This is a genomic window from Actinoplanes sp. NPDC020271, from assembly GCF_044388125.1.
Taxonomy (GTDB): domain Bacteria; phylum Actinomycetota; class Actinomycetes; order Mycobacteriales; family Micromonosporaceae; genus Actinoplanes.
Genome location: NZ_JBIRWQ010000003.1, coordinates 118,122 through 138,462, shown reverse-complemented (window position 1 = coordinate 138,462; position 20,341 = coordinate 118,122). Strand labels below are relative to the sequence as shown.

Genomic DNA, 20,341 nt, shown 5'->3' with positions numbered 1-20,341 from the left:
CGCGGTCAGATCATCAGATCAACACCGGGGCGGGGAACGTCTCGCGGAGTGTGAACGCCTCGGGGCCGGGGCCGTGCGCGCGCAGCCGGCCCAGGCGGGAGATGCCCTGCCGCAGCGTCGGGCGTTTGCCGGCCGGCAGCCACCACAGCACCAGCGCGGCCCGGTGCCCGTGGGGGTGGAACCACTCACGGCGGCGGCGCAGGTAGTCGAGGTGCTCGCTCTGGTACGCATACGCCCTCAGGTGCTCCGGCGACTCCCAGACCGAGAGCGTGTAGATGCGGTCGGGCTCGGCCGGCGCCGCGATCGTGCCGTCACCGTTCTCCCCGATCAGGCGCCACACGAAGCCGGGTGACCGGTCGGCGAGCGCGTTCATCAGGTCGAGGCCGGCCACGAACTCGGCCATGGACGGGTCTTCCAGCGGGGCTCGGAGCCGGGCGGTGTTGATCTGGGCCAGGTGGAAGTCGGTCATGTCAGTCAGCAGACCAGCCCCGTACTCTAATGTCAATCAGTTTGGTTTTTAGAAGTGAGCGCCACGCAGCACCGACCGGGCGCCGCGTCCATCCGTGCCTCCCAGTCCCCGTCCAGCCCGGCGCCGGCCAGCAGCCCGCCGACCAGGGCCAGGTTCATCCCGCAGATCACCGGCGGGAACTGCTCGGCCAGCCGGTGGAAGGGGCAGTTCCGCAGCTCGATGCGCCCCGGCCCGTCCGCCGCCGGCGCATACCCGTGCCCGCTCAGCAGCGCGACCACGTCGCCGTCCGCCGCCGTCCGGCGACCGTGCCGCCGCGCCACCGTGTTCAGCACGTTCTCCGCCCCGGCCTCCTCCAGCGCCTCGGCCAGCAGCTCGGCCGCGGTCCGGTAGGCCCGCGGCGGCACGCTCACCGTGTGCTCGGCCGCGGCGACCCGGTAGAGCTTCGCCGGACGCCCGGCCCCCGGCCCGGTCTTGCCCGACCGCCGCGCGTACGACGTCTCCAGCAACCCGGCCGCGACGAGCTTGTCCAGGTGGAACGCGGCCAGCGTCCGGCCGACGCCGAGCGCCTCGGCCACCTCGTCCCGCCCGACCGGCCCGTCGCCGTCGGCCACCACCTGGTAGGCCTGCCGCCGCACCCGGTCGGCCAGGCTGGTCAGGGCGTCGAGATCGTCGAGGTCCTCGGAAGTCGTCACCCCGCAATCGTATTGTCAACGGGACTTGGCGCTAGAGCTTGGCTGTCCGGGGGACGGGCAACCGCGGGCGGCCCGGTAACCTGGGCGGGTGTCTGTAACTCCTCCTTCTCGCCGTGTCGCGCTCCTCACGCTGGGCTGTGCCCGTAACGAGGTCGACTCGGAAGAGCTCGCCGCCCGCCTCGACGCCGAGGGCTGGGAGGTGGGCACCGACGCGGCCAAGGCCGACGTGGTGCTCGTCAACACCTGCGGCTTCGTGGAGAAGGCGAAGCAGGACTCGATCGACACCCTGCTCGCCGCCTCCGACACCGGCGCCAAGGTCGTCGCCGCCGGCTGCATGGCCGAGCGTTACGGCAAGGAGCTCGCGGAGAACCTGCCCGAGGCCGACGCGGTGCTCGGCTTCGACGACTACACCGACATCGCCGCCCGGCTGAACGGTGTGCTGGCCGGCGAGAAGCACGACGCCCACACCCCGCGGGACAGGCGTGAGCTGCTCCCGATCACCCCGGTCCAGCGGCACGCCGCCAAGGTGGTCGTGCCCGGCCACGCCACGGTCGACGAGCACACCCCGGCGCACCTGCGCAAGGTGTTGCGCCGGCGGCTCGACTCCGGCCCGGTCGCCTCGCTCAAGCTGGCCAGCGGCTGTGACCGGCGCTGCGCGTTCTGCGCCATTCCGGCGTTCCGGGGCGCGTTCGTCTCCCGTAACCCGCAGGAGCTGCTGGCCGAGGCGGAGTGGCTGGCCAAGACCGGCGTGCGCGAGCTGGTGCTGGTGAGTGAGAACTCCACGTCGTACGGGAAAGATCTGGGTGACCCCCGCCTGCTGGAGAAACTGCTCCCGCAGCTCGCGGCGGTGGACGGGATCGTGCGGGTGCGCGCGAGCTACCTGCAGCCCGCCGAGACCCGCCCCGGCCTGGTCGAGGCGATCGCGAACACGCCCGGCGTCGCGGCCTACTTCGACCTGAGCTTCCAGCACTCCAGTGAGCCGGTGCTGCGGCGGATGCGCCGTTTCGGCTCCACCGAGCGCTTCCTGGAGCTGCTCGACTCGGCCCGCAAGCTGTCGCCCGAGGCCGGCGCCCGCAGCAACTTCATCGTCGGCTTCCCCGGCGAGACCCGGCAGGACGTGGACGAGCTGGCCCGCTTCCTGACCGAGGCCCGGCTCGACGCGATCGGCATCTTCGACTACAGCGACGAGGACGGCACCGAGGCGGCCGGCCTGACCGGGAAGGTCAAGCCCGAGACGATCAAGCGGCGCTACGACAAGATCGTCGCCCTGGCCGAGGAGCTCTGCGCCCAGCGCGCCGAGGACCGGCTCGGCAGCATCGTCGAGGTACTGGTCGACACGATCGAGGACGGCGAGATCGAGGGCCGCGCCGAGCACCAGGCGCCCGAGGTCGACGGCTCCACCACGCTCGTCGCCGGTGAGCGGGGTGTCGACCTGGCCGCTCTGCGCCCGGGTGACCTGGTCCGCGCCCGCGTCACCGGCACCGAGGGGGTCGACCTGGTCGCCGTTCCCACCGAGATGATCTCCGCGGCGCAGGTCGACCGGTGACCGACGAGCCGGTTCCGGTGGCTGCACCACGCGTGGTGTCGCTCTACAACGCGGCCAACGCGCTGACCGTGGTCCGGCTCGTCCTCGTCCCGGTCTTCCTCGCCATGGTGGTCACCTCGCAGATGACCGACCACGACTGGCGGGTCGGCGCGTGCCTGGCGTTCTGCGTGGCCTCGGCGACCGACTTCGTGGACGGCTGGATCGCCCGCAAGTGGCAGCTGGTCACGTCGTTCGGCAAGATCGCCGACCCGATCGCCGACAAGGCCCTGACCGGCACCGCCCTGGTCCTGCTCTCCGCGTACGACGTGCTGCCCTGGTGGATCACGCTGGCGATCCTGATCCGCGAGTGGGGCATCACCGGCCTGCGGTTCTGGGTGATCCGTTACGGGGTGATCCCGGCCTCCCGGGGTGGCAAGCTCAAGACCGGGCTGCAGACCCTGGCCATCGCCTGGTATCTGTGGCCCGTGCCGGAGCCGTTCGACGCGGTCGGTACCTGGGTGATGTATGCGGCGCTCGTCGTCACCGTGGTCACCGGCTTCGACTACGTGCTCGAGGCGCTGCGACTGCGGCGGTCCGCCCGCAACGTTTGAGTCCCGCGGCTCCACCCGGATGCCGCCCGGTGCATGAACTCCGGCAGAGCGGGCATGCCTGCCGGGTTCTTACGACTGACGGCGAGTGCGTCGGAGGAGGATCCGGTGGAGATGGCGGTGGCTGCCGCTGCGGCGGTGCACGTCCTGGTCGAACGCCACCAGACGCTGGCGACCGCGGAGTCGCTGACCGGTGGGCTGGTGGCCGCGACGATCGTGGAGATTCCCGGGGTGAGCGCGGTCTACCGCGGCGGGCTGGTGGTCTACGCGACCGAGCTCAAGGGGACGCTCGCCGGCGTACCGGGGGAATTGCTCGAGGAGCGCGGCCCGGTGGACCCGGACGTCGCCGCGAAACTGGCCGAGGGCGCCCGGGACCGCTGCGGCGCGGATTGGGGCCTGGCCACAACCGGTGTCGCCGGCCCCGAGCCGCAGGACGGCAAGCCGGTCGGCCTGGTCTACGTCGCGGTCGCGGGCCCCGATGGCACCCGTGTGGAGGAATTGAAACTCGGCGGAAATCGGGCCGCCATCCGCACCGAAAGTGTGACGGCCGTCCTGTCTCTGTTGACCGAGGTGCTGCGCGAGACCCCGGCTCCGGCCTGAACTGGGAATACCTTTCCGGCCGGGCTCGTTGTCCGGATACGCCGCGGGCCGCCCCGCCGAGGAATTCGGCGGGGCGGGATGTCGCCGTCGCTCGCGGCAGGTACGGTTGCGGGAAGCCTCCGGCGTGTTGCCGGCGGCCCCGCCCGCAGGAGGAGGTGCCATGGTCCTGCTACGCCGGGTTATCGGCGACGCACTTCGTGCGCGCCGGCAGGGACAGCACCGCACGCTGCGCGAGGTGTCGACCGCCGCGAACGTCAGCCTGGGTTATCTGTCCGAGATCGAGCGAGGCCAGAAAGAGGCCTCCAGCGAGTTGCTCGCGGCCATCTGCGACGCGCTCGGCGCCCGTCTCTCCGAGCTTCTCGGCGAGGTCAGCAGCACGCTGTCCCTGGCGGAGAACATGGAGGGTGTGCTCGTCCCGGTCGACGACAAGACCGGCGAGCCCGCGCGTCAGGTCGCGACGGACGGCAGCGTGTCGGTCTCGGTGCGCCAGGAGTCCCCGCTGAAGGCGACCCTGCACGCGACCCGCAACAAGAAGCGAGACGTGATCTACGCGGCATAAGTATTCGTCGCACCCCTGATTTCCGCCGAAAGCCGGGCAGTCTCCTTGACGTGCCCGGCTTTGTGCTGCTCGGCCCGTTCCGTGTGTCGCACGTGTCCCTCAGGGGGCGTAGCCTCGTGGTCAGGCTCGTCGCTAGGGGTGACCCTGAGATCCCCCGTAGGTCACGTGACGCCGCTGGCGTCGGGCTGACACGATGGTTTCGCGTCGGTGACGAGACCCCGTCTCGGCCATGACGCCACCGACCGAGCGACACTGAGGGGATACCGCGAGATGGCGAACCCGTTCGTCAAGGGCTGGCATTACATGATGGCGCTCTTCGGCGCGAAGATCGACGAGTACGCCGACCCGAAGGTGCAGATCCAGCAGGCCATCGAGGACGCCCAGCGACAGCACCAGGCCCTCGTCCAGCAGGCCGCCGCCGTCATCGGCAACCAGCGGCAGCTGGAGATGAAGCTGTCCCGGCAGATGTCCGAGGTCGAGAAGCTGCAGGGCATGGCCCGTCAGGCGCTGGTGCTGGCCGACCGGGCCCGCGCCGCCGGCGACGAGGCCGAGGCCGGGAAGTATGAGCAGACCGCGCAGACGCTCGCCACCCAGCTGGTCTCCGGCGAGCAGTCGATGGAGGACCTGAAGACCCTCCACGACCAGGCGCTCGGCGCCGCCGGCCAGGCCCGCAAGGCGGTCGAGAACAACGCGATGGTGCTGCAGCAGCGCATCGCCGAGCGGTCCCGCCTGCTCAGCCAGCTGGAGCAGGCCAAGATGCAGGAAACCGTGGCCAAGTCGCTGGAGTCGATGTCGCAGCTGGCCGCGCCGGGCAACACCCCGTCGCTGGACCAGGTCCGCGACAAGATCGAGCAGCGCTACGCGAACGCGATGGGCCGGGCCGAGCTCGCTTCCAACTCGGTCGAGGGCCGCATGCTCGAGGTCCAGAAGTCCAGCCTGGACCTGGCCGGTTCGTCCCGGCTGGAGCAGATCCGGGCCAGCATGGCGGGGGAGAAGCTGGGTGGCGCCGCCGCGCAGCCCGCCGTCGGCCAGCAGGACAGCACCACGACGGCCGCCGACGCGGCCGGGGTCGCGCGGCTCGACGAGATCCGCGCCAGCATGAACCAGAAGCGCGGCGACACCACCGCCGCCGGCTGATCGGACGGGGCTCATGGACGAGCGCGGTAAGTACTTCCGCCGGCTGAAGCGGCTTCGCGGCTCAGCACGCCGATGGAGCGTGCTGGGCGGCGGGCTGACGGCGGCGGCTGCGGTGCTCGTGCCGTACTCGGGAATCGGCATCGCCGACGCGGCCTGGGCCGCCGGGGCCGGCGCCTCGGTGGTCCTGGCCCGCTGGCGGTGGCGTGACTACCGCGAGCTCGACGCCCAGCCCGCCCCGGCGCCGACGCTGCCCGGCCCGCGGTTCGCCGCGGCCCTGGAACGTTCCCAGGTCGGCCGCACGGTGCTGAACGAGGTCCGCCGCCAGAAGAATCGGTACGCCCTGCGCGGCTCGGTGATCGCGGAGGCGTGGGACCGGCTCGACCGTGCCTCGGCCACCATGCTCGGCCTGGCCGGGCGCCTCGACGGGGCCGGCGAGACCGCGGCGCTGGAGGCGGCCACGGCCGAGCAGTGGCTGCGTGATCTGGGCCAGCGGGTGGCCAGCGTCGAGCGGGCCGTCCCACTCGCCCCGTCCACCCAGCGGGTCACCCTGGAGCAGTCGCACGCCGCGCTGGCCGAGCAGTTCGTCGAGGGCGTGGCGGCCTTCGAGGAACTGGTGGCCGCCGCCGCGAGCTACGTGGCGGAGGACGGGCACCCGGTCGCCGACAGCCGCCACCCGGCGTATTTCGGGCTGGTCGAGGCGGCCGAGCGGCTGCGCGGCATCGCCGAGGGGCTCGCCGAGCTGCGCGACCGGACGGCTCGGTTCACGTCGTCGCCGTCGCGGCAGGCTCCGGCTGGCAGCGCGGGCACCAGTACGTGATGCGGTCCTCCAGTTCGGCCTTCTCCCCGATGCGCCCGGCCGGTCGGCTCCGCGGTGCCGTGCCGCTCAGCAGCGGTGACTTCTCGGCCTTCCGGATCGCCGTGCCGCAGCGCCGGCACGGTTGCGCCCGCCGGCCGTAGACGTAGCTGGTCTCCCCACGCCGCAGCGACCCCGTCGTCGTCTGCGTCCACCGTCCCCGGTTCGACGCCACCAGCCGCTGCGCCAGCTCCACGGCCCCGGTCAGGTCGGCCACAGCGGCCACTTTCGTCCACGGCCACAGCCCGCGCAGGAACAGCGTCTCCGCCCGGTACAGGTTCCCCACCCCGGCCAGATTCCGCTGGTCGAGCAGCGCGTCGGAGATCGTCGCCGCCGGCTGCGCCGCGATCCGCCGCACGGCCTCGGCCGGGTCCCAGTCGGCGCCCAGCAGATCCGGCCCGAGATGCCCGACCAGGCGCTCCTCCTCGGCCGTCGGCACGAGTTCCAGATCGTGCAGGTGATAGCCGACCGCGACCGCCCGAGCGCTGCGCAGCACGACCCGGATCAGGTGGGCGGGCCGCCCGGTCCACCGCTCACCGGGCGCATAGGTCCGCCACGCGCCCTCCATCCGCAGGTGGGAGTGCAGCGTGAGCGGCTCCTGGCCGTCCCGGGTCAGCCGGAGCAGCAGGTGCTTCCCCCGGCTGGCCGACTCGGCCACGGTCCAGCCGCTCAGGTCCGCGGTGGCGAGCCGCGGCACCCGGAAGTCCGAACCGGTCAGGACGTGACCGGTCAGCGCCCGCTCGACCACGCGGGCGGTGTTCCAAACGGTGTCCCCTTCCGGCATGACCCCCATCCTGCCCCGGTTCCGGGTAGTCCATGCCTCGCCGCGCATTCGGGTGATCGGCGGGCCGCGCCCCCACCGTCGAGCAGCGCGAACAGGTCGCCCCCGGCCAGGCCGGCCACGCTGTTCATCGTCCCGCCGGCGCGGCCTCGCGGTCGCGGGCCCGACGCCACGCCGCGCCTCCCGCCGGCCCGCGCGCGTCACGCCGTCAGCCGGTTCCGAGGGATGCCTCGAGGTCGTTGAAAGGACCTCTCAGTGCCGGCCGAGCCCAGTGCCGGCCGAGCCCGGGCGCCGGCCGAGCCCGGGCGCCGGCCGAGCCCGGGCGCCGGCCGAGCCCGGGCACGGCGTTGCGGCCCGCTTCTGGGCCGCATGCGCGCGTCGCGGTTTCGGCTCGTTCTGAGGCTGGGGCGGCGCGCCGGGGAGCCACGGGCGGATTCTCCCGGCGTACGGGAAGAAGGGTTTGAAGATCTTGGAGGTCAGCGGCGCTCGGCGATGCGGACGATGTCGCCGGGCACGACCGAGAGGACGACGACCGCGCGCCCGTTGTTGACGGCGATCGCGACGCGGTCGGCCGAGTCGGTGTAGACGAGCAGCTCACCGGCGCCGACGTCGGCGAACGTGGCGCCGCGGCGGGCGCGGACCGTGCCGTTGACGGTCAGCTCGGAGCCGAGCCCGGTGAGCATCGTGCCGTCGGCGGCCAGCTGCACGTTGCCGAAACGGTCGACGGTCAGCACCTCCGCCTCCACCCAGCCGTCACCGATGCTGGTCACCGGGTCGGGCAGGCGGACCAGCGAGGCCGGCTCGACGGCCGGACCGGCGTCGGAGGCCTGCGCGCCCGCGGCGAGCTTCGCGGCGGCCGGGGCGAACACGTCGCGCCCGTGGAACGTCCGGGACACGTCGCCGAGCGTCCAGTCCTTGTTGGTCAGCTCGTGCGCCGACGTGATCCCACCGAGCGCCTCGGCGGCCCAGATCAGCAGACCGTTGTCCGGGCCGACGAGCAGCCCGGCGGGCGTGGTCAGCACCACACCGCGCCGGGCGGTGCCGACGCCGGGGTCGACGACCGCGAGGTGCACCGACGCGGGCAGGAACGGCGCGGTCTGCGCCAGCACGGCGGCGCCCCGCGTCACGTCGGCCGGCGGCACATGATGGGTGACGTCGATCACGCGGACCTCCGGCGCGATGCGGGCGATCGACCCGTGGCAGGCCGCGACGAAACCGTCGAACGTGCCGTAGTCCGTGGTGAAACTGATCCATCCATAACCGGGCATGCAGGCGACGTTACTGGCAGTCGCCGGTTGATGCGGACCGGGCGCGCCGCGCATCTGGCAGGGTTGTGGTCATGCGTCTTGTGATCTTCACCGAACCCCAGCAGGGTGCCAGCCACGATGACCTGCTGCGGGTCGCCAAGGCTGCCGAGGACGGCGGCTTCGACGGTTTCTTCCGCTCCGACCACTACGTCCGGATGGGCGACGGCGCAGGCCTGCCCGGGCCGAGCGACGCCTGGATCACCCTGGCCGCGCTGGCCGTGCAGACCTCCCGGATCCGGCTCGGCACGCTGGTCAGCTCCGCGACGTTCCGGCTGCCCGGCCCGCTGGCGATCGCGGTCGCCCAGGTCGACGCGATCAGCGGCGGCCGGATCGAATTCGGTCTCGGCGGCGGCTGGTTCGACACCGAGCACCAGGCGTACGGCATTCCGTTCCCGGCCCTCGGCGAACGCTTCGACCGGCTCGAGGAACAGCTGGAGATCATCACCGGGCTGTGGAAGACGCCGGAGGGCTCGACCTTCGACTTCGACGGCAAGTTCTACCAGCTCAGTGACTCGCCGGCGCTGCCCAAGCCGGTGCAGTCGCCGCTGCCCGTGATCATCGGCGGACACGGCAAGAAGCGCACGCCGGACCTGGCCGCGCGCTTCGCCGCCGAGTTCAACGTGCCGTTCGCCAAGATCGAAGACATTCCCGCGCAGTACGACCGGGTCCGCGCGGCAAGCGCAGCCGCCGGTCGCGCCGAGCCGCCCGCGTTCAGTGCGGCGGCCGTGCTCTGCGTGGGGCGCGACGACGCCGAGGTGCGCCGCCGGGCCGCGGCGATCGGCCGGGAGGTCGAGGAGATGCGGGAGAACGGCGGGATCGTCGGCACGCCGGCCGAGGTCGTCGAGACGATCAAACGGTATGCCGGGACGGGGGCGTCCCGGCTCTTCCTGCAGGTGCTAGACCTGTCCGACATCGATCACATTGAGCTGGTCGCGTCGGACGTGCTGCCGAAGGTCTGAGCGGTTGCCGGCGGTCGCCTTCCGGGGCGGCCGCCGGCGGCGTCGGCTGCGTGCGCGCGGTCGCAGGGGCCCGAGTGCTCCGGAAGATGCGCGCCGTCCCAGGGGCGCCCCCCAAGTCGATTGTCCCGCGAAACCACAAGATCGTTCCGGCGCCCTGTGGACAACCCGCCACTGTGGATAACCAACCACCTCTGCCTACCCCCGAAGCCGCAGCCCCCGAGGCGTAGCCCGGAACCCGGCCGCCTGCAACGCATCCCGCAGCGGCGAAGCGTGCACCGACTCCCCGTCCGCCCGTTCCACCGACATCGCCCCGAGCGCCCCCGACCGCACCGACGCGGCCAGCGCCTGCCCGGCCGCGACCAGTGCCTCCGGATCGTCCGCGAACGACAGCAGCGTCCGCCCGCCCCGCTCCACGTAGAGCACCAGGTCCCCGCCGACGAGCACGACCAGCGCCCCCGCTTTCCGCCCGGCGCGGTGCCCGGCTTTCGCGACCGGTTCGCCGTCGCCGCTGTCGACGATGCGTTCCGGCCAGGGCAGCGCCGCCCCGTACGGGTTGGCCGGGTCCGCCGCGGCCAGCACCAGCGCTGTCGCTCCGGTGCGTTTGGCCAGCTCGGCCGGCTCGGCCAGGGCTCGTAGCCGGTCGACCGCGCCCGGCACCGCGAACTGTGCCGCGCCGAGCCCTTCCACGAAGTAGCCCCGGCGGGCCGCTCCCCGTTCCTCCAGCGCGCTGAGCACCGGGTAGACCGCGGCGAACCCACCGGTCACGCCTTCCGCCATCACCGCGCCGCGGGTCACCACGCCGTGCCGCTCCAGCAGCAGGTCGGCGAGCGCGGCAGCCCGGCGGGTCGGGTCGAGATCCCGTTCGGGCAGGCGGGACCAGCGGCCGGCCATGTTCAGCGGCCCGGTCCGGGACGGCAGGTTCGGGCGGCCCGGCCGCCGGTAGCGGCTGCGGGCCGGCGTGGCTTTGGCCTTGTGCGCGCCGCTGCCGCCGAGCAGCGCCCGCAGCGGGGCGAACGTGTCGTTGGTCAGGTGACCGGCCCACACCAGGTCCCAGACCGCGGCCGCCAGGTCGGTGTCGTCGGTCGAGCCCGCCCTGTCCGAGAGTGATCGGAAGAAGAGGGCCTGCCCGTCGCCGAGCGCGTCGAGCACCGCCTGGTGGGCCGGGGTGAGTGCGAACTCCTCGTCGGGCGGCGGGAGCAGCAACGGCGCACTGTCGGCGTAGGCCAGCGTCACCCACCCGTCGCCGCCGGCGATCGACCCGGAGCCGGCCCACAGCACCTCGCCGCTCCCGCAGAGCTCGTCGAGCAGCGGTGGCGTGTAGTCGGCGACCCGGGCCGGCAGCACCAGCCGCTCCCACGCCGAGGCCGGCACGGCCAGGCCCTGCACCTGTTCGAGCGTGGCGGCCAGCGCGTCCACGCCGCGGGCGTTGCCGCCGACCTGGTGCCAGCGGGGCAGGAACGCGGCCAGCGCTTTCGGCGACACCGGTTCGATCTCCCGGCGCAGCGCCGCGAGGGAACGCCGCCGCAGCATGCGCAGCACCTCGGCGTCGCACCACTCGGTGCCCGCGCCGTCGGGCGAGAACTCACCGGACGTGACCCGGCCGGTCGCGCTCAGCCGCTTGAGGGCCTGCTCGACCACGAAGACGCCCAGCCCGAACCGGGCCGCGCAGGTCGCCGCGAGGAACGGCCCGTGCGTCCGGGCGTAGCGCGCGACCAGGTCACCGAGCGGATCCGCGACCGGCTCCAGATAGGCCTCGGGGATGCCGACCGGCAGCGCCACGCCGAGCGCGTCCCGGTAGCGCCCGGCGTCGTCGATACCGATCCAGCGTTCCTGACCGGCGACCCGGATCCGGACCGCCCGCCGCGCCGACTCCAGCTGCTCGGCCCACTCGACCGGGACCCCGCGCTCGGCCAGCTCGGCCGCGGAGAGGTCGCCGAGCAGCCGGAGCAGCTCGGCGGCGTCCTCGGCGTCCCGCGGGGTGCGCTGCGTGGTGCGCCACTGCAGTTGCGCCTCGGTCTCGGTGACCACCGCCGGGTCGAGCAGCTCACGCAGGTCGACCCGGCCGAGGAGCTCGCCGAGCAGGGTCGCGTCCAGAGCCAGCGCGGCGGCGCGGCGCTCGGCCAGGGGTGCGTCGCCCTCGTACAGGAAAGCGCCCACATAGCCGAAAAGCAGTGATCGTGCGAATGGCGAAGGACGCGGGGTCTCGGTCTCGACCAGGCGCACCTTGCGGCCGCCGATCTCGCGCATCAGCCCGGTCAGGCCGGGCACGTCGAACACGTCCTGCAGGCACTCGCGGGCCGCTTCCAGGGTGACCGGGAAGTCGGCGAACTCGCGGGCCACGTCGAGCAGCTGGGCGGAACGCTGCCGCTGCTGCCAGAGCGGCTGGCGCCGGCGTGGATCGCGGCGCGGCAACAGCAACGAGCGGGCCGCGCACTCCCGGAACCGGGACGCGAACAGCGCGGACGTGCCCACCGACTCCTCGACGATCTGGGCGATCTCCTCCGGGTCGAAGGCGACCAGGTCGGCGCCGGGCGGCTCCTCCGCGGTGTCCGGCAGGCGGATCACGATGCCGTCGTCGGAGGGCATGACCTGGCCGTCCACCCCGTACCGCTCGCTGAGCCGCCTCCCGATCGCCAGCGCCCACGGCGCGTTGACCTTGGCGCCGAGCACACAGTGCACGGTCATCCGCCAGTCGCCCAGCTCGTCGCGGAACCGTTCGACCACGATCGTCCGGTCGTCGGGCAGATGGCGGGTCGACTCGCGCTGCTCGCGCAGATACTTCACCAGGTTGCCGGCGGCCCACTCGTCCAGCCCGGACTCGCGCAGCGCCGACGTCGCCTTCTCGTCGCCGGCCTTGGCCAGCGAGCGCAGCCGCGCCCCGATCGCCCGGCCCAGCTCGATCGGCCGGCCCGGGGAATCGCCCTTCCAGAACGGCATCCGCGCCGGAGCGCCGGGAGCGGGGGAGACCAGCACCCGGTCGGGCGTGATGTCCTCGATCCGCCACGACGTCGAGCCGAGCAGGAAGACGTCACCCACCCGGGACTCGTAGACCATCTCCTCGTCCAGCTCACCGACCCGCGAGGCCCGCTCCGACCCGGCCAGGAACACGCCGAACATGCCCCGATCGGGGATCGTCCCGCCGCTGGTGACCGCCAGCCGCTGCGCGCCCGGACGCCCGGTGAGCAGATCGGTGCCGCGATCCCAGACCAGCCGTGGCCGCAGCTCGGCGAACGCGGTCGACGGATAGCGCCCGGAGAGCATGTCCAGCACCGCGTGCAGCGCCGACTCGGGCAGCTCGGCGAAGGGCGCGGACCGCCGGACGAGCGCGGCCAGCTCGTCGACCGGCCACTCGTCCAGCGCGACCATCGCGACGACCTGCTGGGCCAGCACGTCGAGCGGATTGCGTGGATATCGCAACTCCTCGATCGCGCCCTCGCTCATCCGCTCCGCGACGACGGCGCAGGACAACAGGTCACCGCGGTGTTTCGGGAACACCACCCCACGCGACACCGCACCGACCTGGTGCCCGGCCCGGCCGATCCGCTGCAGCCCGGCCGCGACCGTGGGCGGTGCCTCGATCTGCACGACCAGGTCGACCGCGCCCATGTCGATGCCGAGCTCCAGGCTGGAGGTGGCGACGACGGCCGGCAGCCGGCCCGACTTCAGCGCCTCCTCGATCTGCTTGCGCTCCTCACGGGAGACGCTGCCGTGGTGCGCCCGCGCGACGACCGGAGGCGCTCCGGTCGCTGCCGCGGACTGGGCCATGATCGCCGAGGGCATGCCGCCCGCGCCGTTTCCCTCTTTGACGACCCGATGGGGCGTACGCCCGGTGTCCTGCTCGCCGTCCGCCGTGTCCGACCCGGGGCGTTGCTCCTCCGTACCCCCCATCGGGTTGTGACGTTGCTCTTCTCGCTCCGCGGAGAGTTCGTTGAGACGGGCGCAGAGCCGCTCGGCTCCGCGCCGCGAGTTGGTGAAGACGATCGTCGACCGGTGTGCCCCGATCAGGTCGAGGACCCGCTCCTCGACGGCCGGCCAGATCGACGGCGTGTGCCGGCTGCCCTCCAGATCGTCGTCGGCCGGGGACTCGTCGAGCCGGGTCATGTCCTCGACCGGGACCTGGACGGTGACCTCGATCGTCTTCGCGCTCGGCGGCCGGACGATCTCCACGTGCTGGGAGCCGCCGAGGAACCGCGCGGTCTCCTCGATCGGCCGCACGGTCGCGGACAGCCCGATGCGCTGCGCGGGGCGCTCCAGCAGCGCGTCCAGCCGCTCCAGGGAGAGCGCCAGATGAGCGCCGCGCTTGGTCGCCGCGACCGCGTGCACCTCGTCGATGATCACCGTCTCGACGCCCCGCAGTGACTCCCGCGCCGCGGACGTGAGCAGCAGGAACAGTGACTCCGGCGTGGTGATCAGAATGTCCGGCGGAGTGCGGGCGAAACCCCGTCGCTCGTCGGCGGGCGTGTCACCGGTCCGCATCCCGACAGTGATCTCCGGCGGGGGCAACCCGAGCCGGCCCGCCGCCTGCCGGATGCCGGTCAGCGGCGCGCGCAGGTTGCGCTCCACGTCGACGGCCAGCGCTTTCAACGGGCTCACGTAGAGCACCCGGCATCGGCGCCGGACCTGCTCCGGCACCGGCTCGCGAGCCAGCTTGTCGAGCGACCAGAGGAAGGCGGCCAGCGTCTTGCCGGAGCCGGTGGGGGCGACCACGAGCGCATGACGACCGGCCCCGATCGCCTGCCACGCGCCCTCCTGAGCGGCGGTGGGCGCGGCGAACGCGGCCGTGAACCACTCCCGGGTGGCCGGACCGAATTTCTTCAGCACCTCTCGCACGCCGTCCATCCTTCCCCGTGGGTACGACAAAAACCCGCACGCAGGGCCCGGGTGATCGTCATTCCACGGGTGGTCTGTCCGTGATTATCCTGGTGTCCGACGTGATGGGTGGTTGCCGATGGCGGTCAGGCAGATGCTCGTCGCAGGCCGGTACCGTCTTCTGGAACCGGTCGGCGCAGGAGGAATGGGTCGGGTCTGGCTGGCCCGCGACCAGATGCTGGATCGGGACGTCGCGATCAAGGAGATCGTCCCGCCCGACTGGATGTCCGACGCCGAGAAGGACCGGCTGCACAGCCGGACGCTGCGCGAGGCCCGCAGCGCGGCCCGGCTGACGCATCCGCACGTGGTCCGGGTCTACGACGTGGTGCACGCCGAAGGTCTGTCCTGGATCGTGATGGAATACGTCGCGTCCCGATCGCTGTACCAGGTGCTGACCAGCAAGGGGCCGTACCCGCCGGCCGAAGCGGCCCGGATCGGCCTGGCCGTCCTCGACGCGCTGACCGCGGCCCACGACGCCGGGGTGCTGCACCGCGACGTCAAACCGCACAACGTGCTGATCGGCTCCGACGGTCGCGTGCTGCTGACCGATTTCGGCCTGGCCACGTTCGTCGACGACGGCATGATCACCACCCCCGGTCTGATCGTCGGGTCTCCGCAGTACGTGTCACCCGAGCGCGCCCGGGACGGTGCCTCCACCCGGGAGTCCGACCTGTGGTCGTTCGGCGCGACGCTGTACGCCACGGTCGAAGGGCAATCGCCGTACGCCCGGGACAGCGCGATGGCGACCCTCGCCGCCCTGGCGACCGAACCCCCTGATCCGGCGCTCCGGGCCGGGCCGCTCGCGCCGATCCTGGAAGGGCTTCTCCGGTACGACCCGGGAGCGCGACTGAGCGCCGAGGAAGCCGAACGGCAGCTACGGCGGGTGCTGGGGGAGGAGCCGGGCGGGGCGTCCCGGAGCGCGGGCGCCGGTCCGCCGGCCGCCGAGCCGACCACGGAGAACACCGAGCCGCTGGGGGAGAGTCAGGCCGAGCTCGACACTCCCAATCTGACCGACTCTGATCAGTCGTTGGCGGTCGCTCTACCGGTGCCGTACGCGGGCCCTGCGATCTCGGCCCTCCCCGTCCCCGGCAACGCGGATGCCGGCCCTGGCCGTGGGGCTGCTCACGCCGGAGCGGGCTTCGTCACTCGTGGCGCGCAACCGGAGGTGGCCGAGGACTCCGACGAGTGGTGGCGTTCCCCGGCGGACGGTCGCACTGACGACTCCCTGGTCCGGAGCCGCTACATCGAAGGCACGTTCACCGTCGGGGCGCTGAGCTGGGCCGGCGCGCCCTCCGCCGGTGAACGCGGCGCGTCCGGTAGCAACCGCGGCCCCGACCGCCCCAGCTCGCCGAGGCCTCGCTCGAATGACCCCGGCCCACCGAGGCCTCGCCCGAATGACCCCGGCTCGCCGAGGCCTCGCCCGAATGACCCCGGCGCGCCGACACCGCGCCCGAATCGTGCGCCGGCCGCCGCGGGCCGTCCCGCGACCAGCCCGTCGGCGCGCCGGGGCAACCAGGTGCTGCTCCGCGGGATCCCGTCGCCGCGCCCTCCGGTGTCCGGCCCGCTGCATCCGAACCAGCCGCCGCCCCGCCGCTGGACCCGCCGCCCCCGCCCGGCGAACCACGGTCGCGCCCGCCTGATCATCGCCGGCCTGCTGGCGGCCGTACTGGTGGGCGGCGGCCTCCTCAGCATCCACCTGATCATCCGCGAGAACTCGGCGCCGCCCGCGGTCGAATCCCCGACCCCGTCGGCACCCGTCGCGTCGTCCCCGTCCCGAGGATCTCCCTCCCCGGCGTCTCCCGCCCGAACATCCCCGTCCCTGTCGCCGCCCTCCCGCGGACCCTCGTCCCCGGCGTCGCCGTCCTCCCGCGGACCCTCGTCCCCGGCGTCACCGTCCGCTGCGTCGCCGCTGACGGCCGGCTTCTCCCCGGTCGTGTGCGACGTGCGCCCGCCGTCCCGCGTCCCGGTTGCCCCGAAGGGCGGCGCCGCCCGCGGCGTCAACGGCTGGGAGTTGCAGACCGGCTGGTCCTACTTCACCGACGGCACCGGTTTCCACATCCCGGTCCCGGACGGCTGGTCCTACCAGCGGATCGGCACCACCTACTGCTTCCGCGACCCGCGCGGCGCCCGGGTACTCAGCCTCGACGTCGCCCGCCCCGCCGGAACCGACCCGCAGGAGGGTTGCCGCGCGGAGGAAGGCCGTCTGAAGCAGCCCGGCCGTGTCCGCGACTACACGCCGATCGCGATCTCCCCGGTGGCTCTCCTGCACGACGCGGCCGACTGGGACTACCGCTACCGCACCGCCGCCGGAGTGCTCCGCCGGGCCACCACCAGGTGGTTCGCCGCCGGCGACCACGCTTACGCCCTGGGTTGGGCCACTCCGGAAGCCACCTGGGCCACCGAACTCAGCAAGATCGAAATGGTCCGCGCCACTTTCTACACCAACACCCCACCGACCAGCCCCCTCGCCGGCTGACCCGGCCCAACGCCAGCCCAGCCCACGTTCGGCTCAGCCCCGGCCCAGCCCGACCCCGCGTGCCTGGCCCAGCCCCGACCCGGTCCCGCGCCGCTCGGTCCCGCGCCGCTCGGTCCCGCGCCGCTCGGCCCGGTGGTGCCCCTGCCCGCGGCGGGAGCACGGAGATCAGCTCAGGCCGGCGGTCGCCAACTTGATGCTGAAGCCCACGAACAGCGCGCCCACCCCGGTGGCCGCCCCGGCCGCCAGCCGGCGCCGCCGCTGGAACTGCCCGGCCAGGAACCGGCCCCCGAAGATCAGCGCCGTCAGGTACAGCGCGCTGAAGAACTGCACGACCGCGCCGAGCGCCAGGAACGACAGCGCGGGATGCGCATATCCCGGCTGGACGAACTGGATGAAGAACGAGACGAAGAACAGGATCGCCTTCGGGTTCAGCAGGCTGATCACCAGCGCCCGCCGGAACGGCCGCTGCATCTCGGCCGGTGTCTCCTCGACCGCGGCGGCGGCCGCCTCGCCGCGGCTGCGCCACCGGCTCCAGGCGCCGCGCAGGATGGTGAAGCCGACCCAGGCCAGGTAGGCGGCGCCCGCATACTTCACCACGAGGAACAGCGGCGGATAGGCGCCGAGCAGCGAGGCCATGCCGGTCGCGGCCAGGACCATCAGGACCGTGTCGCCGAGGAACACGCCGCCCGCGGCCGTATAGCCCGCGCGCACACCGCGCCGGGCCCCGACCGAGAGCACGAAGATCGAATTGGGCCCGGGCAGCAGGATGATGGCGACCACCCCGAGCACGTACGTCCAGAAGTCAGTGATGCCCAGCACGAGTCACGCCTTCCCCGCCCGATCAGCCCGCGGCGAGCCGGTCACGCAGGCGCTGAGCTGCGGCCGGCCATTCGTCCGCCGTCATCGCGAAGACTACGGTGTCGCGCCAGCTGCCGTCGGACCGTAGCCGCTGCCTGCGGATCACCCCGTCCCGGCTCGCGCCCAGCCGGGCGATCGCGCGCTGCGACCGCTCGTTGCGAATGTCGGTGTACCAGAAGACCTTGGCCGCGCCGAGAACGTCGAACGCCCGCTCCAGCAGCAGCAGCTTCGCCTCGGTGTTGACCCCGGAACGCCACCACTTGCGACCCAGCATGGTGTGCCCGATCCCGACCGAGCGCCGGCTCGGATCGACGTCGTGGAAGGTGGTCATGCCCATCACCGTGCCGGTCACCGGATCGACCTGGGCCCAGCCGGAACGGTCACCCCGCCACTGCCCGCGGATCACCTCGGCGATGTCCGCCGCGATGTCCTCCACGGTGCGGGCCCGCGGCATCGGGATGTGCCGCCAGACCTCCTCGTCGTCCAGTGCCTCGAACATCGCCGGCGCGTGTGCGGGGGACAGCGGCTCGAGCCGGACGTGCCGGCCCTCCAGCCGGACCGGGGTCTGCCAGTCGGTCGCCGGGTTGCCGGGCAGGTAGGCCGGGGGCGGCACCGGGACGCCCGGCGCGGTCTCGGGCGGGCCGGCGACCCGGCGGATCGGCAGCACCCCGGCCCAGTGCGCCAGCCCGAGGTCGGCCTCGTCGTCCGCCACCCCGCCGGAGCGGGCCCGCACCGACACCTCGACCAGGGGCAGCGCCAGCACGCTGGTCTGTGCCATCTCCTGCTTCGTCGGCGGGCGGCTCTCCGCGGTGCGGCCAGCGCCCGTCTTCTCCACCAGCGCGTGCATGGCCTCGGCCTTCTCCGCCGGGTCGGTGACCGGCCGGGCGACGCCGAGGGCGACCACCGAACGGTAGTTGGCGCTGTGGTGGAACTGGGAGCGCCCGTAGACCAGGCCGTCGAGCAACGTCACGCTGACGCAGACCGGGATGCCGTCACCGCGGGCGGCCAGCGCCATCCGGCCGCCGGTGGAGCCGTGCAGATAGAGCGTGTCGCCGACGCGGACGTGCAGGGTCGGCAGCACCCGGGGCTCGCCGTCCACCACGAAGCCGACCGAGCAGTCGAACGCCTCGTCGAGAATGGCGTGTGCCTTGTCGCGCTCGTAGTGCATCCGATCCCGGTTGCGTGTCGCGGTGGTGCGGTCGGTAGCGGCGTAGACATCGGTCATCAGGGCCTCCCCGGTGGCGCTGGTTCCGTTGCGGCGGAGCTTGTACTAGTACAGAATTGGCGCTGTGGCAGAACAATATCAGGTCAGCGGGGGCACCGCCGCCGAGATTTCGGCGAGCATCGAGGCGGGCGTCGTGCGGGGCGACTGGATCTTCGGCGCCGCGCTGCCGCCGGTGCGGGTGCTCGCCGGCACGCTGCACGTCAGCCCCGCCACGGTCGCCAAGGCATATCAGGAGCTGCGACAACGCGGGGTCGTGGAGACCGAGGGCCGTCGTGGCACCCGGGTCCGGGCCCGGCCCCCGGTGGAGTTGTCACGGTCGGCGCTGCGCCTCGCCGTACCGGAAAACGTCCTCGATCTTTCTTCCGGTGAGCCCGATCTGCGACTTCTGCCGCCGCTGGGGCCGGCTCTTCGCGCGATCGCCGAGAGCATCGGGCCGCCGCAGGGCTACACGTCCGCGGTGACCATGCCGGAGCTGGTCGAGGCGGCGCGCGCCCGGCTGCTCGCCGACGGCGTCCCGGTGGAACAGGCGGCAATCACGGTCACCGGCAGCACGCTCGACTCCGTCGAGCGTCTGCTCACCGCGCATCTGCGGCCGGGTGACGCGGTTGCCGTCGAGGATCCCGGCTGGGCGAACCTGTTGGATCTGATCGCCGCGCTGGGCATGCGGGTGCTGCCCGTGGAGATGGATGATCACGGGCCGTCGCCGGCCTCGCTCGCCGCCGCCCTGCACGCCGGCGCCCGCGCCGTGATGATCACCGTGCGCGCGCAGAATCCGACCGGTGCCGTGGTCGGTGCCGTGCGATCCGGCGAGCTGCGTGACCTGCTCGCCGAGCATCCCGAGGTCCTGCTGGTGGAGGATGATCATGCCGCCGAGCTGGCCGTCGAGCCGCCGCACGTGATCGGCCCGGTGACCCGGCGGTGGGCCTTCGTCCGGTCGGCGTCGAAACCGTTCGGTCCCGATCTGCGCATCGCCGTGCTGGCCGGCGACGAGACGTCGGTGGCCCGGGTCGCCGGCCGGATGCGGATCGGCACGGGCTGGGTGTCGACGCTCTCCCAGCGGCTGTTGCTGCAGCTCTGGCGGGACGCCGAGGCCACCGGGTGGATCCGCGAGGCCGCCCGGTCGTACGGGATTCGTCGTGCCGCCCTGATCGGCCTGCTCCGCGAGCGGGGGGTCACGGCGTCGGGCGCGGCCGGCATCAACGTCTGGGTGCCGGTGCCGGACGAGACCCACGCGGTCGCCGTGCTGCGTGACGCGGGTTACGCGGTGGCGCCCGGTGCCCGGTTCCGGGTCGCCTCGCCGCCCGGCGTCCGGATCACGATCGGCCCGCTGGACGGGCCGGATCTTCCCGCTCTGGCCGAGGCGGTGGTGGCAGCGGCCCGTCCGGTCGCCGGCACTGTGATGCGGTGATCCCCCGGACGGGTG

The 20,341-nt window shown here is 73.0% G+C and carries 16 protein-coding genes; 9 read left to right on the top strand and 7 right to left on the bottom strand.

Going from position 1 to position 20,341, the window contains the following annotated elements; all coding sequences use genetic code 11:
• Positions 1-13: 13 nt before the first annotated feature.
• Entirely contained in the window at positions 14-469 is a 456-nt protein-coding gene (locus tag ACH442_RS07960; RefSeq protein ID WP_396337199.1) for a DUF3291 domain-containing protein, read from the bottom strand.
• Between the two features lie 32 nt (positions 470-501).
• Complete coding sequence (locus ACH442_RS07955) at positions 502-1,161, bottom strand: helix-turn-helix transcriptional regulator (protein WP_396337198.1); 660 nt, start codon at positions 1,159-1,161, stop codon at positions 502-504.
• An 88-nt stretch (positions 1,162-1,249) separates the two neighbouring features.
• On the opposite strand from ACH442_RS07955, the gene rimO reads away from it, so the two are divergent.
• From rimO to ACH442_RS07925, 6 genes are all read left to right on the top strand, one after another.
• Positions 1,250-2,707, top strand: a complete 1,458-nt coding sequence (gene rimO / locus ACH442_RS07950) for a 30S ribosomal protein S12 methylthiotransferase RimO (RefSeq protein ID WP_396337197.1) — start codon at positions 1,250-1,252, stop codon at positions 2,705-2,707.
• A complete protein-coding gene (gene pgsA / locus ACH442_RS07945) occupies positions 2,704-3,297 on the top strand; it encodes a CDP-diacylglycerol--glycerol-3-phosphate 3-phosphatidyltransferase (protein WP_396337196.1) in 594 nt (197 codons plus the stop codon). Before rimO ends, pgsA begins: the two co-directional genes overlap by 4 nt.
• 111 nt (positions 3,298-3,408) lie before the next feature.
• Positions 3,409-3,894: a CinA family protein gene (locus ACH442_RS07940; RefSeq protein ID WP_396337593.1), complete on the top strand. Its 486-nt coding sequence runs from the start codon at positions 3,409-3,411 to the stop codon at positions 3,892-3,894.
• A 160-nt stretch (positions 3,895-4,054) separates the two neighbouring features.
• Positions 4,055-4,453 carry a helix-turn-helix domain-containing protein gene (locus tag ACH442_RS07935; RefSeq protein ID WP_396337195.1) on the top strand — a complete coding sequence of 133 codons (399 nt, stop codon included), beginning with the start codon at positions 4,055-4,057 and terminating at the stop codon, positions 4,451-4,453.
• 270 nt (positions 4,454-4,723) lie between these two features.
• On the top strand, positions 4,724-5,590 hold the full coding sequence (locus tag ACH442_RS07930) for a PspA/IM30 family protein (RefSeq protein ID WP_396337592.1): 867 nt from the start codon (positions 4,724-4,726) through the stop codon (positions 5,588-5,590).
• Between the two features lie 13 nt (positions 5,591-5,603).
• Positions 5,604-6,407 carry a hypothetical protein gene (locus ACH442_RS07925; protein ID WP_396337194.1) on the top strand — a complete coding sequence of 268 codons (804 nt, stop codon included), beginning with the start codon at positions 5,604-5,606 and terminating at the stop codon, positions 6,405-6,407.
• On the opposite strand, the gene ACH442_RS07920 is transcribed toward ACH442_RS07925, so the two are convergent.
• A complete protein-coding gene (locus ACH442_RS07920; protein WP_396337193.1) occupies positions 6,352-7,227 on the bottom strand; it encodes a DNA-formamidopyrimidine glycosylase family protein in 876 nt (291 codons plus the stop codon). The genes ACH442_RS07925 and ACH442_RS07920 overlap by 56 nt on opposite strands.
• Before the next feature lie 473 nt (positions 7,228-7,700).
• The gene (locus ACH442_RS07915; RefSeq protein WP_396337192.1) at positions 7,701-8,492 is read right to left on the bottom strand and encodes an S-adenosyl-l-methionine hydroxide adenosyltransferase family protein; all 792 of its coding nucleotides are present in this window, start codon (positions 8,490-8,492) and stop codon (positions 7,701-7,703) included.
• A gap of 71 nt (positions 8,493-8,563) precedes the next feature.
• Here ACH442_RS07915 and ACH442_RS07910 point away from each other — a divergent pair, with 71 nt between their 5' ends.
• The gene (locus tag ACH442_RS07910; RefSeq protein ID WP_396337191.1) at positions 8,564-9,490 is read left to right on the top strand and encodes an LLM class F420-dependent oxidoreductase; all 927 of its coding nucleotides are present in this window, start codon (positions 8,564-8,566) and stop codon (positions 9,488-9,490) included.
• A 195-nt stretch (positions 9,491-9,685) separates the two neighbouring features.
• Here ACH442_RS07910 and ACH442_RS07905 read toward each other — a convergent pair whose 3' ends face one another.
• Complete coding sequence (locus tag ACH442_RS07905) at positions 9,686-14,329, bottom strand: ATP-dependent helicase (RefSeq protein ID WP_396337190.1); 4,644 nt, start codon at positions 14,327-14,329, stop codon at positions 9,686-9,688.
• A 175-nt stretch (positions 14,330-14,504) separates the two neighbouring features.
• Between ACH442_RS07905 and ACH442_RS07900 the strand changes: the two genes are divergently transcribed.
• Entirely contained in the window at positions 14,505-16,835 is a 2,331-nt protein-coding gene (locus ACH442_RS07900) for a protein kinase (protein ID WP_396337189.1), read from the top strand.
• A 165-nt stretch (positions 16,836-17,000) separates the two neighbouring features.
• On the opposite strand, the gene leuE is transcribed toward ACH442_RS07900, so the two are convergent.
• Positions 17,001-17,654, bottom strand: a complete 654-nt coding sequence (leuE, locus tag ACH442_RS07895) for a leucine efflux protein LeuE (protein WP_396337188.1) — start codon at positions 17,652-17,654, stop codon at positions 17,001-17,003.
• Between the two features lie 22 nt (positions 17,655-17,676).
• On the bottom strand, positions 17,677-18,918 hold the full coding sequence (locus ACH442_RS07890; RefSeq protein WP_396337187.1) for a bifunctional pyridoxamine 5'-phosphate oxidase family protein/GNAT family N-acetyltransferase: 1,242 nt from the start codon (positions 18,916-18,918) through the stop codon (positions 17,677-17,679).
• A 64-nt stretch (positions 18,919-18,982) separates the two neighbouring features.
• Here ACH442_RS07890 and ACH442_RS07885 point away from each other — a divergent pair, with 64 nt between their 5' ends.
• On the top strand, positions 18,983-20,326 hold the full coding sequence (locus ACH442_RS07885) for an aminotransferase class I/II-fold pyridoxal phosphate-dependent enzyme (RefSeq protein WP_396337186.1): 1,344 nt from the start codon (positions 18,983-18,985) through the stop codon (positions 20,324-20,326).
• The last annotated feature ends 15 nt before the right edge of the window (positions 20,327-20,341 follow it).

Excerpts from the sequence above, each read along its gene's own strand:
- ACH442_RS07960 (WP_396337199.1), bottom strand. The coding sequence starts at position 469 with ATGACCGACTTCCACCTGGCCCAGATCAACACCGCCCGGCTCCGAGCC.
- ACH442_RS07940 (WP_396337593.1), top strand. The coding sequence starts at position 3,409 with ATGGCGGTGGCTGCCGCTGCGGCGGTGCACGTCCTGGTCGAACGCCAC.
- ACH442_RS07935 (WP_396337195.1), top strand. The coding sequence starts at position 4,055 with ATGGTCCTGCTACGCCGGGTTATCGGCGACGCACTTCGTGCGCGCCGG.
- ACH442_RS07930 (WP_396337592.1), top strand. The coding sequence starts at position 4,724 with ATGGCGAACCCGTTCGTCAAGGGCTGGCATTACATGATGGCGCTCTTC.
- ACH442_RS07925 (WP_396337194.1), top strand. The coding sequence starts at position 5,604 with ATGGACGAGCGCGGTAAGTACTTCCGCCGGCTGAAGCGGCTTCGCGGC.
- ACH442_RS07920 (WP_396337193.1), bottom strand. The coding sequence starts at position 7,227 with ATGCCGGAAGGGGACACCGTTTGGAACACCGCCCGCGTGGTCGAGCGG.
- ACH442_RS07915 (WP_396337192.1), bottom strand. The coding sequence starts at position 8,492 with ATGCCCGGTTATGGATGGATCAGTTTCACCACGGACTACGGCACGTTC.
- ACH442_RS07910 (WP_396337191.1), top strand. The coding sequence starts at position 8,564 with ATGCGTCTTGTGATCTTCACCGAACCCCAGCAGGGTGCCAGCCACGAT.
- ACH442_RS07905 (WP_396337190.1), bottom strand. The coding sequence starts at position 14,329 with ATGGACGGCGTGCGAGAGGTGCTGAAGAAATTCGGTCCGGCCACCCGG.
- ACH442_RS07900 (WP_396337189.1), top strand. The coding sequence starts at position 14,505 with ATGGGTCGGGTCTGGCTGGCCCGCGACCAGATGCTGGATCGGGACGTC.
- ACH442_RS07890 (WP_396337187.1), bottom strand. The coding sequence starts at position 18,918 with ATGACCGATGTCTACGCCGCTACCGACCGCACCACCGCGACACGCAAC.